The 12,711-nt window shown below is 59.4% G+C and carries 12 protein-coding genes; 5 read left to right on the forward strand and 7 right to left on the reverse strand.

The window, feature by feature from the left end:
- Window positions 1-4 precede the first annotated feature (4 nt).
- From PSH96_RS15900 to gnd, 3 genes are read right to left on the reverse strand one after another with little or no spacing between them, the layout of a single operon-like run.
- Window positions 5-829 carry a Cof-type HAD-IIB family hydrolase gene (locus PSH96_RS15900; RefSeq protein WP_056860296.1) on the reverse strand — a complete coding sequence of 275 codons (825 nt, stop codon included), beginning with the start codon at window positions 827-829 and terminating at the stop codon, window positions 5-7.
- Window positions 826-2,349, reverse strand: coding sequence for a glucose-6-phosphate dehydrogenase (gene zwf / locus PSH96_RS15905; RefSeq protein WP_305453814.1), 1,524 nt, complete (start codon window positions 2,347-2,349; stop codon window positions 826-828). The genes PSH96_RS15900 and zwf overlap by 4 nt, the downstream gene beginning before the upstream one ends.
- A complete protein-coding gene (gene gnd, locus PSH96_RS15910) occupies window positions 2,346-3,329 on the reverse strand; it encodes a phosphogluconate dehydrogenase (NAD(+)-dependent, decarboxylating) (RefSeq protein WP_017138121.1) in 984 nt (327 codons plus the stop codon). Before gnd ends, zwf begins: the two co-directional genes overlap by 4 nt.
- Window positions 3,330-3,614: 285 nt before the next feature.
- On the opposite strand from gnd, the gene PSH96_RS15915 reads away from it, so the two are divergent.
- The 4 genes from PSH96_RS15915 (at window position 3,615) to PSH96_RS15930 (ending at window position 8,392) form a co-directional block, all read left to right on the forward strand.
- Window positions 3,615-3,776 (forward strand): DUF6026 family protein, encoded by a 162-nt coding sequence (locus tag PSH96_RS15915; RefSeq protein WP_305453815.1) that lies wholly within the window; start codon window positions 3,615-3,617, stop codon window positions 3,774-3,776.
- Between the two features lie 152 nt (window positions 3,777-3,928).
- A complete protein-coding gene (locus PSH96_RS15920; RefSeq protein ID WP_305453816.1) occupies window positions 3,929-5,671 on the forward strand; it encodes a phosphoethanolamine transferase CptA in 1,743 nt (580 codons plus the stop codon).
- Window positions 5,672-5,799: 128 nt separating this feature from the next.
- On the forward strand, window positions 5,800-8,037 hold the full coding sequence (locus PSH96_RS15925; RefSeq protein WP_305453817.1) for a TonB-dependent siderophore receptor: 2,238 nt from the start codon (window positions 5,800-5,802) through the stop codon (window positions 8,035-8,037).
- A 142-nt stretch (window positions 8,038-8,179) separates the two neighbouring features.
- Window positions 8,180-8,392 carry a hypothetical protein gene (locus PSH96_RS15930; protein WP_305453818.1) on the forward strand — a complete coding sequence of 71 codons (213 nt, stop codon included), beginning with the start codon at window positions 8,180-8,182 and terminating at the stop codon, window positions 8,390-8,392.
- Window positions 8,393-8,503: 111 nt separating this feature from the next.
- Here PSH96_RS15930 and PSH96_RS15935 read toward each other — a convergent pair whose 3' ends face one another.
- The 4 genes from PSH96_RS15935 to PSH96_RS15950 all read right to left on the reverse strand — a co-directional run bounded on the left by PSH96_RS15935 (window position 8,504) and on the right by PSH96_RS15950 (window position 11,379).
- Complete coding sequence (locus PSH96_RS15935) at window positions 8,504-8,995, reverse strand: GNAT family N-acetyltransferase (RefSeq protein ID WP_200433755.1); 492 nt, start codon at window positions 8,993-8,995, stop codon at window positions 8,504-8,506.
- A gap of 158 nt (window positions 8,996-9,153) precedes the next feature.
- Window positions 9,154-10,260, reverse strand: a complete 1,107-nt coding sequence (gene zapE / locus PSH96_RS15940; protein WP_305453820.1) for a cell division protein ZapE — start codon at window positions 10,258-10,260, stop codon at window positions 9,154-9,156.
- Window positions 10,261-10,275: 15 nt separating this feature from the next.
- The gene (locus tag PSH96_RS15945) at window positions 10,276-10,611 is read right to left on the reverse strand and encodes a nuclear transport factor 2 family protein (RefSeq protein WP_305453821.1); all 336 of its coding nucleotides are present in this window, start codon (window positions 10,609-10,611) and stop codon (window positions 10,276-10,278) included.
- A gap of 51 nt (window positions 10,612-10,662) precedes the next feature.
- A complete protein-coding gene (locus tag PSH96_RS15950; RefSeq protein WP_305453822.1) occupies window positions 10,663-11,379 on the reverse strand; it encodes a YafY family protein in 717 nt (238 codons plus the stop codon).
- A 159-nt stretch (window positions 11,380-11,538) separates the two neighbouring features.
- On the opposite strand from PSH96_RS15950, the gene PSH96_RS15955 reads away from it, so the two are divergent.
- Window positions 11,539-12,585 carry an aldo/keto reductase gene (locus PSH96_RS15955; RefSeq protein WP_305453824.1) on the forward strand — a complete coding sequence of 349 codons (1,047 nt, stop codon included), beginning with the start codon at window positions 11,539-11,541 and terminating at the stop codon, window positions 12,583-12,585.
- The last annotated feature ends 126 nt before the right edge of the window (window positions 12,586-12,711 follow it).

The following is a 12,711-nucleotide window of genomic DNA, read 5'->3' on the forward strand; positions in this document are numbered from 1 at the left end:
CGACTTATCGCGGCGCAAGAATAAAGCGCTCGATCGCTTCGGCTGCGCCGTCCTCGACATTGCTGCCGGTGACCACACTGGCTTGGCGCTTGACGGTTTCTTCCGCCTGCCCCATCGCGATCGACAAACCCGCCACGGCAAACATCGCCGGGTCATTGCCGCCATCACCGATAGCTGCCGTTTGCTGCATCGGCACGCCGAGGTGCGCAGCCAGGGTTTTCAAGGCCTCGCCTTTGTTGGCGAGCATGGCCGTGACGTCCAGGTACACCGGCTGCGACCGCGATACCTGTGCGAGCCCTTGCACCTTGGGCTGCAACTGCGCTTCCAGCTCGATCAACAACTGCGTGTTGTTGCTCGCCGCGACAATCTTGTCGACCCGGTCCAGGTACGGCTCAAAACTCTCCACCACCACTGGCCCGTAGCCCAGGCCATCGGCTTCGCGCTGCATCATCGGCCCAGGCGGGTCACGGCGCAGCCAATCGCCATCGGCGAACACCCAGACTTCCACGTCCGGCTCGGCCGAAAACAGCGCCAGGGTCACCAGCGCGGCTTCTGCCGGCAGATGATGGGCAACCAGGATGCTGCCATCCGGGTTGATCAACGTACCGCCATTAAAACCTGCGACCGGCACATCAATGCCGAAGGTTTCGATAAGGTGCAGCATGGCCTTGGGCGGGCGCCCGCTGGCCAGGCTGAAAAACACCCCGGCGTCACGCAACGCTCGGACCGTATCGGCGGTGCGCTGGCTAAGACTGTGGTCAGGATGCAACAAGGTCCCGTCTACATCACTGAGCACCAACTGGATGGGATGAATCGCTGCATCACTCATCCGAGGCTATGCCAGCTGCGGCCATCGCGGGCCAGCAACTCGTCGGCGGCCGCCGGGCCGTCTTCACCGGCCTTGTAGGTCTGGATCGCGTCATCCTGCTTCCAGGCATCCAGGAACGGCTGCACCGCACGCCAGCCATTTTCAATGTTGTCGGCGCGTTGGAACAAGGTCTGGTCACCGGTCATGCAGTCGTAGATCAGGGTTTCATACCCGGTCGACGGCTGCATTTCGAAGAAGTCCTTGTAGTCGAAACCCAATTCGATATTGGCCATTTCCAGGGCCGGCCCGGGCTTTTTGGCCAACAGGTCGAACCACATGCCTTCGTTTGGCTGGATCTGGATTTTTAGATAAGTGGGCTTTAGCTCATCCACGTCCGTGTCGCGGAACTGCGCATACGGCGCGTGCTTGAAGCAGATCACGATTTCGGTGTCGCGGATGCTCATGCGCTTGCCAGTACGCAGGTAGAACGGCACGCCGACCCAACGCCAGTTGTCGATCATCACCTTGAGGGCGACAAACGTCTCGGTGCTGCTGTCGGGCGCAACGTTGGCTTCTTCACGATAACCGGGCAACGACTTGCCGCCGATTTCGCCAGCGCTGTACTGGCCGCGTACCGAGTTGGCGCGTGCATCTTCCAACGACCACGGGCGGATAGCCCCCACGACCTTGGCCTTTTCACCGCGCACTGCATCGGCGCCAAACGCCGCCGGCGGCTCCATGGCTACCATCGCCAGGAGCTGGAACAGGTGGTTGGGGACCATGTCGCGCAGGGTGCCGGTTTTCTCGAAGAAATTACCCCGAGTCTCGACACCGACGGTTTCCGCCGCAGTGATTTGCACGTGGTCGATGTAATGGTTGTTCCAGAACGCTTCGAAGAGCACGTTGGAGAATCGGCTGATCAGGATGTTCTGCACCGTCTCCTTACCCAGGTAATGGTCGATGCGATAGATCTGCTTCTCGCTCATCACCTTGAGCAGGCACGCGTTCAGCGCTTCAGCGGTGGCAAGGTCCGACCCGAACGGTTTCTCGATCACCACACGACGGAAACCTTCATCGGTTTCGTTAAGCAAACCGGCACTGCCCAGGCGCTGCGCCACTTCACCGAAGAAACGCGGTGCCGTGGCCAAATAGAACACGGCGTTACCGGTGCCGCTGTCGGCGATCTTCTTGCCGATGTCGGCGTAGGTGCTGTCGTCGAGGAAATCGCCCTCGACGTAGCTGATGCCTTTGGCCAACTGCGCCCACAGCTCGGGGTCCAGGGCATTTTCGGCATTGCCCCGGACCTTGCTGGCGGCCTCGGTGCGAATGAAGTCCTCGAGTTTCTTGGCGAAATCGGCGTCACTGATGGCGTTGTGGTCAACGCCGACAATGCGCAGGCCGTCGCCCAAAAGCCCGTCACGACTCAGGTTGTACAGCGCCGGCATGAGCAGGCGCTTGACCAGGTCGCCATGGGCGCCAAACAGAAACAAGGTAGTGGGTGGAGCGGGTTCGGCCTTGGGTTTCTTGCCGTTAGCGGTCATTTTTTGGAAGTCTCCACGTGGCCACCAAAGCCGAAGCGCATGGCAGACAGCATTTTGTCACCGTAGGTGCTCTGCTGACGGGAACGGAAGCGGGCGAACAACGAGGTGGACAGCACCGGTACCGGCACGGCTTGCTCCATGGCAGCTTCGATGGTCCAGCGACCTTCGCCACTGTCGGCGACGGAGCCGGAGTAACCGTCCAGTTTCGGGTCGGTGGCCAATGCGTCGGCGGTCAGGTCCAGCAACCAGGACGAGACCACGCTGCCACGGCGCCAGACTTCGGCAATATCGGCAACATTGAGATCGAAGCGCTCGTGCTCCGGCAGGTTCTCCGAGTTTTTAGTCTTGAGGATGTCGAAGCCTTCAGCAAAGGCCTGCATCATCCCGTACTCGATGCCGTTGTGGATCATCTTCACAAAGTGCCCGGAACCGGCTGGGCCTGCGTGGATGTAACCGTGTTCGGCGCGGCTGTCGGCAGAGGCCGAACGGTCCTTGGTGCGCGGGATGCTGCCCAGGCCCGGTGCCAGGCTGGCGAAAATCGGGTCGAGGCGCTGCACGGTCTCGACGTCGCCGCCGATCATCATGCAGTAGCCGCGCTCCAAACCCCAGACGCCGCCGGAGGTGCCGACGTCGACGTAGTGCAGGCCTTTTTCCGACAGAGCCTTGGCACGACGGATGTCATCTTTGTACATAGTGTTGCCGCCGTCGATGATCACGTCACCGTCTTCGAGCAACTCACTGAGCGTATTGATGGTGTCTTCGGTGGGCGCGCCTGCCGGCAACATCACCCAAACAGCGCGCGGCTTTTGCAGGCCGGCTACCAGGGCCTTGAGGTCGGCGACGCCGGTGGCGCCCTCCTCGCTCAAGCCTTTGACGAATGCTTCGTTACGGTCGTATACAACGGTGGTATGCCCATTGAGCATCAGGCGCCGCGCAATGTTACCGCCCATGCGGCCTAGTCCGATAATCCCCAGTTGCATGTGCTGATGCTCCTAACTACTCAATAAATGTGTGACATAGTTTATAGCGCAATGAGGCTAATGAGGGTTAGTCCAGAGCGGATCCGTGTAGTTTCATGACAAAAAAATGCCATCGTTTCAGCATCACCGCCGAAAAAGTCACAGCGACCACCAAAAATAAAAAAGTTCCATTGACCGAAAAAAGAATTCAGAATTGCTTCCGACTGTTGCCGAGAACCTCGACTGAAGCGTTCCGGCACCGCGATCTACCGGCTATTTGCGAGGTAAGCAATGAGCACAGCACAGATGACCCGACCGCCACAGACCCTCTACGTCAGCGTCCGTCGTGATGAATTGCGCCAATTAAAAGAAGAGCGCGATCAACTGCAGCAGGAAGTCCTGCGCCTGCGCACACACCTTCAAGCGCAGCTCAATCAGGCATCCGGCGCCCAGCCCGCACTTTGCTGAACCTAAGCTGAACAAAGCCTTCAGAAATAACTCACAAAGTTTTCACATCCTCATCCCGATACTCCCGCCGAATAGGGCCACGCACACGCGGCGGCCCACTGTCGCGTGCATTCCTGCGCAGCGACTGAGCAATTATCGGGTTGGAGTACTGGATGGCGATGTTCAAACGCAGCACCAAGTCTGCGAAAGGCTTTGATTGGGCCGGTCTTGGCTGGTTGTTCCTGTTTTTCTGGTATTTCTCGGGTATTACCCAACTCCTGATCCAACTGACCGGCACCTCCGGTTTCAGTGGCTTTCGCCAAGCCTTCTTCCTGAGTGCGTTCTGGCTCGCGCCGATGCTGCTGTTCCCAAAGCGTACGCGCTTGCTCGCGGGCTTGATCGGCGTGGTGCTGTGGGCCTGTTCGATGGCCAGCCTGGGTTATTTCTTCATCTACCAGCAAGAATTTTCACAAAGCGTCATCTTCATTATGTTCGAGTCGAACATCTCTGAAGCGGGCGAATACGCGACCCAGTACTTCGCGTGGTGGATCGTGCTGGCGTTCATCGCCCATACCGCCGTGGCGATTTTCCTGTGGACCCGCCTGCGCCCGGTTTACCTGCCGCGTGGCCAGGCGCTGCTGGCAGCCACCGCGATTGTGCTGGCGGTGGTCGGTTACCCGCTGGTCAAGCAGATTGCGACCAACCCGACCATGGAACTGGCCATCGACGGTTTCGAAAGCCGCGTCGAACCTGCCGTGCCATGGCAGATGATCGTTGCCTACCGCCGCTACACCGAACAGCTCAACAGCATGCAGGGCATGCTCACCAGCGCCAGCAAGATTCCCCCCTTGAAGAACCTCAAGGACACCATGGCCGACCAACCGTCGACCCTGGTGCTGGTGATCGGCGAATCCACCAACCGTCAGCGCATGAGCCTCTACGGCTACCCGCGTAACACCACGCCGGAACTGGACAAGCTGCGCGACCAGTTGGCGGTGTTCGACAACGTCATCACCCCGCGCCCCTACACCATCGAAGCGCTGCAACAGGTGCTGACGTTTGCCGACGAAGAAAACCCGGACCTGTACTTGAAGACGCCGTCGATCGTCAGCGTGATGAAACAGGCCGGCTACAAGACCTACTGGATCACCAACCAGCAGACCATGACCAAGCGCAACACCATGCTCACCACCTTTTCCGAGCAGGCTGACGAGCAGGTGTACCTCAACAACAACCGCAACCAGAACGCCCGCCAATACGACGGCGACGTGCTGGCACCGTTCGCCAAGGCGCTGGCCGAACCTGCCGAGCGCAAGTTCATCGTGGTGCACCTGCTGGGCACTCACATGAGCTACCAGTACCGCTACCCACCGACCTTCGACAAGTTCACCGATCGCCAGGGCGTACCCGCCGGTGTCAGCGACGATCAGTTGCCAACCTACAACAGCTACGACAACGCGGTGCTGTACAACGATTTCGTGGTGTCGAGCCTGATCAAGGATTACGCCAAGACCGACCCGAACGGCTTTCTGCTGTACCTCTCGGACCACGGCGAAGACGTGTTCGACTCGGCCGGCCACAGCACCTTGGGCCGTAACGAAGGCAAGCCGACGGCGCCGATGTATACCATCCCGTTCATGGCCTACGCCTCGCCGAAGTGGCGTGAAACCCACGACTGGAGCTTTGCCGGCGATTTGCAGCGCCCTTATAGCAGTTCACAGCTGATCCACACCTGGGCCGACCTGGCCGGGCTGAGCTTCGATGAGTGGGACCGCAGCAAGAGCCTGGTGAACGACAGCTTCAAGCCACGCCCGTTGCTGATTGGTGACCCTTACATCGGCCAGAAAAAGGGCTTGATTGATTTCAGCCTGATCAAGCCAAAGAAGCCGGACGCCTCTGAAGTGGTTGCTAAATAGCGTGAGCCTTTTAACAGAAAGATAACAATCATTCTCGTTTAAGCCTAAAGTTTCGCGCGCCCTTTCGTCTTTGAGCCAAGGCCTTCTCTTACTGAGCAGGCCGCAAAGACGACAAGGAGTCTGCCGCGATGTTCGCGCCTTTTACCCGTTCCATGACCTTCACCCTTGGCCTGTGCAGCGTCGCGCTGAGCCCGGACCTGCTGGCCGAAACTGACCCCGAACATGCCCCGCCACGCGCTCTTGAGCTGGGTGCCACCAGCATCACCGCCGAAGGCCTGGGCGCGACCACCGAACACACCGGCGCCTACACCACCGGCTCGATGAACACGGCCACCAAGCTGAACATGTCCATCAAGGAAACCCCGCAATCGGTTTCGGTGATTACCCGTCAGCAAATGGATGACTTCAACCTCAATACGCTGACTGACGTACTGCGCCAGACCACAGGCATAACGGTGCAGCACCTGGACTCGGATCGGGTCGGTTACTCTTCACGTGGCTACTCCATCAGCAACTACCAGGTCGACGGCATGCTCAGCACCTACGGGCGCATGAAGCCGGATGCCGACACCATCATCTATGACCGCATCGAGGTGGTGCGCGGTGCCACCGGCCTGACCACCGGCGCGGGCGACCCGTCGGCCACGGTCAACATGATCCGCAAGCGCCCGACCTCAGACTGGCAAGCCAAGACCGGCGTCAGCGGCGCCAGCCATGATAACTACTACAGCTACGTTGATGTGGGCGGCCCCCTGGCGTTTGATGGGCGACTGCGTGGGCGCACGGTGCTGGCCTATCGCGACAGCCAGTCCTATCGCGACAATTACGCCATGCAACGGGAGGTCGGCTACGGCATCCTCGAAGGCGACCTGACCGACGACACCGTGGTCGCCGTCGGCTTGGACTATCAGAACAAGCATGTGCAAGGCACCTCCTGGGGCACTCTGCCCTACTGGAACAGTGATGGCAGCAAGGCGCGGCTGTCGCGCTCGGCCAACATGGCAGCTGACTGGAGTTCCTGGCCGCTCAAAGACAAGACCACCTTCGCCTCTATCGACCATAAGCTGTCCGCTGACTGGCGCCTCAAGGCGGCCTATACGCATCGCCAGAGTGACACTGACGGCAAGGTCTACTACGGCGGCGCCGGCTACCCCAACCCGGATGGCAGCGGCATGAACGCCTGGACCAACCAGATGGTCGGCACATCGAAAATGGACGTGGCGGATTTCAACCTTGCCGGGGCCTATTCATTGTTTGGCCGTGAGCATGAGTTGATGGCGGGGTATGGTGAATCCGAGCAGCGCGACTCATCGCCGTTCCAGCGCTACAGCACCCCCGATGGCTATGAAGACATCAAAGACTGGCAGCACATGGGTGATATCCCCAAGTTCCCCGACCGCACTACCGGCCTCAAAGGCGAACACAGCAGCAAAAAACAGAAAGCCGGTTACCTGGCGACGCGCCTGAGCCTCACCGACAAACTGCACGCGGTTCTCGGCGGCCGCTATGGCAGTTGGGAAATCGAAAGCGTCTCGCCGCAGTACAACGCCAATAACCAGCTGACCCAATCGACCAAGACCCGCCAGACCCACAACGATATGTGGACGCCGTATGCGGGGCTGCTCTACGACATCACCCCCGAGTACACCGTGTATGCCAGCTACACGGATATCTTCAACCCTCAGGATGAGCGCGATTCCAGCAAGAAGTACCTGGAGCCGGTGGTGGGCAGCAACTACGAAGTCGGGCTCAAGGGCAGCCTGCTCAATGAGCGCCTGAACCTGGCCACCGCGTACTTTTGGAGCACCCAGGATAACGTCGCCGAACTCGATAACAGCGCACCACCGGACCCGGTCACGCGCGAGCAGTTCTACAAGTCCGGCGGCAAAGGCAACAAGGTCCAGGGCTTTGAGGTGGAGGCATCGGGCGAAGTCATGCCGGATTGGAACCTCACGGCCGGCTACACCTACACCCACTCGGTCAATGGCGATAAACAGCGCAACAACACCGACCAGCCACTCAACCTGTTGAAACTGTCCACGGCGTATCGCCTGCCGGGCCAATGGCGCGGGTTGACGGTAGGTGGCGCGGTCAACTGGCAGAGCGATTTCTACAAGTTTGCCCCACGCCCTACCGGTGCCCGGGACAGCGACGGCCGCCTGGTCACCGAAAGCACCAAGATTACGCAGCAGGCCTACACCGTGGTCAACCTGATGTCGCGCTACCAATTCGACGAGCATGTTTCTGCGTCAGTTAACGTCAACAATCTATTTGATAAAAAATATTACGAGCGCGTCGGCTTTTATAATGGCGTGTATTGGGGAGACCCACGCTCCATCACACTGGCAGTGGATTGGCGGCTATAAATCGCTGCCCCGAAGTTAACAAAAACGTTAACTTCGGGGCAGTTCCATGTTAATTCCCACTTAATAAGACAGCCCCATAGTCGCGCCATGAATCGGATCACGGAGCGATCACACACCAATCACTCTTAATGGGAACACTGCCATGAAACTCTCGACCTTGATGCTTGCCGGCCTGATGAGCCTGACCTCCGTAGCTGCCTTCGCAGAGGGCGGTTCAGAGCGCTCGAAGGAGTTTTACAACAACTTCGCCTTCGACCAGCAGCAAATGCACGGCACCACGGATAAAACCGCACTGGCCGACGGCAAGAATGTAAAGACCGAACAGTCCCGCGCTGAGCAACAGCCTAACAGCTGATTTAATCTTTAGTTAATCCGCATGCTCCTGTGCCAATCCGCTCCTTTGGCAAAGGTTAATTTGGCGCCATTTAATGGCGCCTTTTTTATGCTGTTTATATTAACATCGTGATTAAAGCGGCTTGCTCCAAAACAGCATGCGGCCATGGGCGGGATCAAAAATCGAGTCATCAAAACCGAACTTGCGGTAGGCCGCTTGCGCCACGTCATTGCCTTCGAGCACTTCCAGGGTGATCTTGCAGCAACCGCGCTGACGGGCGATCTCCTCGACCTTGAGCAGCATTTTCTGGCTCAGCCCCAGGCCACGAAACTGATTCATCACCACCACATCGTGCACGTTGATCAACGGGCGGCAGGCAAACGTCGAAAACCCTTCAAAACAATTGACCAGACCCGCCGGCTCACCGCCGACAAATGCCAGTACGCTGAAAGCGTGGGGGCGCTTGGCCAGTTCGGCTGGCAGTTGCTGCAGCAGATCGGCTGGCAGCGTGTGACCGCCGCCCATCGGGTCTTCAGCGTAATGGTTGAGCACCTGGCCAATGGCTTCGGCATGCACGGGGTTGGTGTAGCTGGCTTGCAGCACCAGGATGTCTGGGGTGTCCATTTCCTTCCTCAATCACGACAACAAGGGAATCGGTTCCCTTTTGAGCGGACGATTGTAAGCGGGGAGCCAGTCGCAGATGAAGGAGATTAGCTACAAATACCTGACGGAAATGACGAGGCTTGTGCCGCCCAACAAGCACTTCTGGCCTGGGATATTTCCTAGGCGCCGAACCGCTGCAGTTGCATTTCTTGTAAACGGCTCAGGGTGCGCCGGAACGCAAACTCCAGATAACCCTCGGTGTAAAGGCTTGCCAACGGCACCTGGGCTTCGATAAACAACGGCACCTTGCGGTCGTAGCACTCATCCACCAGTGCGATGAAACGCCGCACACTGTCATCGTGCACCGACAACTCGGGCAACTCACGGTCACCGGCCACGACTCGCTGAACGCCGTCTTCGGTGCCACGGGCAATTCGGCCTGGGCGCTTTTGTGCGCTCAGGTTGGGCACTTCACCCAGCAGGATCGCCTTGTAGCGGTCACACAGCAGCATGAAATCCATTGCGGCCAAGGGCTGCTCGCACAAATCGGCGTACCGGCACCAGAGCACCGTATCGCTGGACTGCACCGCCACTATCGAACGGTACCCGACGCTGACCGCGCCGCTGCTGGTCACTTGGTCTTCACTTAACTGTTTGAACAGTATGGCAAGCGCTTGCGGCTGATTGACCCAATAGCGCTGCAGCCCCACACCCGGATGCAAACGGTGATCTTCAGCGCCGTCTACCGCCACCACGTGCATATGCCGCTTGATGGCCTCGATGCCCGGCAGGAATCGCTCGCGGTTGAAGCCGCCCGCATACAGTTCATCCGGCGGTTGGTTGGAGGTGCAGACCATGACCACGCCCTCCTCGAACATCACCTGGAACAGTCGACCGAGAATGATCGCATCACCAATGTCGTTGACGAACAGCTCGTCGAAACACAGCACGCGCACCTCCTGGCTGAGTTCGCGCGCCAAAGCCTGCAAGGGGTCCTGGATGCCGCTGAGCTGGAAAGAACGCTGATGCACCCAGCCCATGAAGTGATGAAAATGCTGGCGCCGCGCGGGAACGCGCAGGCTCTGATAGAACTGGTCCATCAGCCAGGTCTTGCCCCGGCCCACCGGCCCCCACAGGTATACCCCGGGAATCGGCGAGCGGCCTTGGTGCAAGGCCTCAAAGCAGGTTTGCAGGGCTTGTACCGCCCGGCGCTGGGCGTCGTCGGGCACGAAGCCTTGCTGGGCGATGGCGTGTTGGTAGGCGGCGAGCGGCGAGTCGAAAGTCATGCGTGCCAGTATGACTTACAGCGAGATATCCAGCCGTGAAATCTTGCCTTGCTCGTTCAGGCGGAAGGTATAGCGCAACTCCAGTGGGCTACCGGGGAAATTGCCCGAGACCCGGTTGCTGACCAATACCTTGCCGGTGCGATGCTGCACGTTGATCACTTCTACACGGGGCTGATAGCGCCGCCCGGTGTCTTCGACCCAGCGGGCAATGGCTGTCGGACCGACCTGATGCTCGCCTTCATCAAACACATTGGCATCGTCGGCAAAACACTGGGCAATTGCTGAGGTGTCGCCGGTATTGGTCGCGGCCAGGTAGGCTGCAATGGCGGGGGCCAACGCTGGAAAAGACATGGCACAGCTCCTTTTTAGTGATTTATGGCGCCATGCTAAGCCAGCCCTGTGTCAGTTTTTGTCAGGAGTAAACGGTCCTGAATCATTGTGTTCCATCAACTTGCGCCAGCCGCGCAGCAGGTCGCTGCGCCGGCCAGGGTAACGCTCACCGTGGGCGTCAGCTGCGGCCACCCGGTCGGTGCGAAACGTACGATAAGCGCCACGCAACTCGCACCAGGCCACGATCACACGAACCTCATTGAGAAACCCCAATGCCAGCGGCCAAATCAGCCGCTGGCTCTGGGTTTGGCTGGCGTCGGCGTAATCGATATGCAGCTTGGCCTGGTTGCGAATCGCCTCACGAAACACATTCAGCGGCACGCGGTTTTCCGGGTAACCAAACCCCGGCGGCCCTGGCAGCAGCGTGGGGTTACGCAAGGCTTCCTGCGCCGCCGGGTCGAGCACATCGGCAATTTTCGCCAAGGCATTGGCCGCCGCACGGCTGAGCACGTCATCGCCGCGCTGGTCCACATAGCGCAAGCCCAGCACGATGGCTTCAGTTTCCTCGGCGTTGAGCATCAATGGCGGCAAAAACAGTCCGCTACGCAACACATAACCCACCCCCGCCTCACCAAAAATCGGCGCGCCGAGTGCCGTCAGCTCGGCGATATCGCGGTACAGCGTGCGCTCGGACACTTCCAGTTGCGCAGCCAGTACGGCCGCGGTCACCGGGCGCTTCTTGCCCCGCAGGGCCTGCAACAAGGTGAGTAAACGAGTAGTGCGCGACACGTGGACCCCGCCGAAACAGCCAAAAGTGCCGCAGCTTAGCAGAGCGCCCTGTCAGAAAACGTCAGCAGTAAAAAGTCTCTTGACCGAATAAATTACCGAGATCATATTAAATACATGTTTGAAGACATGTATAAACCTCAGCCTTTCTGGAGTCTCTGTATGCGCAATAAAGTCTTTGGCCGCCGCAGCGGTCTGCAAGTATCCGAACTGGCCTTGGGCACCGGCAATTTCGGCACGGGCTGGGGGCATGGCGCCGAGCGCGAAGAAGCCAAACAGATATTCGACGGCTACCTCGAAGCGGGCGGCAATTTCCTCGATACCGCCAACGGTTACCAGTTTGGCCAGGCCGAAAAGCTGCTGGGGGAATTTATCGCCACCGAGCGCCACAACCTGGTGGTTGCCACCAAGTACAGCCTGCGCACCCAGCCTTCCGATGAAGGCACGATAAAACTCGGCAACAACCGCAAGAACATGGTGCGGGCCGTCGAAGAAAGCCTCAAACGCTTGAACACCGAGCACATCGACCTGCTCTGGGCGCATATGAGCGACAACGTCACGCCGATGGAAGAGATCCTGCGCGGTTTCGATGACCTGGTGCGCGCCGGCAAGATCCACTATGCCGGCCTGTCGAACTTCCCGGCCTGGCGCATCGCCCGCGCCGACCTGCTGGCCGAAGTACGCAATTTCGCGCCGATCATTGGTGTACAGGTGGAATACAGCCTGGTCGAGCGAAGTGCCGAACGTGAAGTGCTGCCGATGGCCGAGGCCCTGGGCCTGGCCGCCACGCTGTGGTCGCCGTTGGGCGGCGGCTTTCTCACCGGCAAATACCGCGAAAGCCTGGACGACAATCGCGCCAACAAGCTGGGCATACTGATCCATTCCGAACAAAGCGCGCGTGAAACGGCCGTGCTCGATACCTTGCTGGCGGTTGCCGGCGAATTAGAGGCAAGCCCCACCCACGTCGCCATCGCCTGGCTACGGGAAAAGGCCCGGCGTTCGACGACCGCGCTGATCCCGATCCTCGGCTCACGTACCCGTGCGCAGCTGGATGCCACGTTAGGCGCGCTAAACGTGCAGCTGTCGACCGAGCAAGTCACCCGCCTGGACACTGCCGGCGCAATCCCTTTGGGCGTTCCCCACGGGATTATCGCGGAGCGCTTCGCGCTCGACCATGGCGCAGACACACCGCGACCACCGATTATTTGAGACGAAAAAAACGGCCTGTTCAGACTAATGCCAGCCAGTTAAGAGCTAGAACTGACAGCCGGTAACCTGTGGCGAGGGAGCTTGCTCCCGCTGGGCGCGAAGCGGCCCCTGCTCTTTGCTTTAAAA

This window comes from Pseudomonas sp. FP2338, from assembly GCF_030687515.1.
GTDB lineage: Bacteria > Pseudomonadota > Gammaproteobacteria > Pseudomonadales > Pseudomonadaceae > Aquipseudomonas > Aquipseudomonas salomonii.